Below are 269 nucleotides of genomic sequence, written 5' to 3'. Positions count from 1 at the left end.
CTGGAGCACATCCACCGTGTCATGGCCCCAGGAGCCCGGTACGAAATCGCCCTTCCTGAGAAAGGGCCGGAGCTTCTTGAGGTGATCCGAGATGAAGGGCTCGCCGCCCTTGGCCGGCACCAGGGTGAAATGCGTCGACACGATCCAGCCGCCGCCGGTGCGGATCCTGTCGGCCAGCGGCTTCAGCCGGGCGGGCAGTGCCGCGATCTCGGGCGCTGACTGGCCGGCCCGGCCATAGGCGCCGTCGGGATGGAGGAAGTCGTTCTGCA

At 68.0% G+C, this 269-nt stretch carries 1 protein-coding gene; it reads right to left on the bottom strand.

Annotated elements, in window-relative coordinates; genetic code table 11:
• Positions 1-269, bottom strand: a 269-nt coding sequence (locus tag ACX2DJ_RS13030; RefSeq protein WP_462573170.1) for a hypothetical protein, incomplete at both ends; no start/stop codon positions are given.

The organism is Altererythrobacter chaiwopuensis (assembly GCF_054957755.1).
The sequence above is the reverse complement of the archived record's forward strand: the minus strand, read 5'-3'. Positions and strand labels throughout refer to the sequence as shown.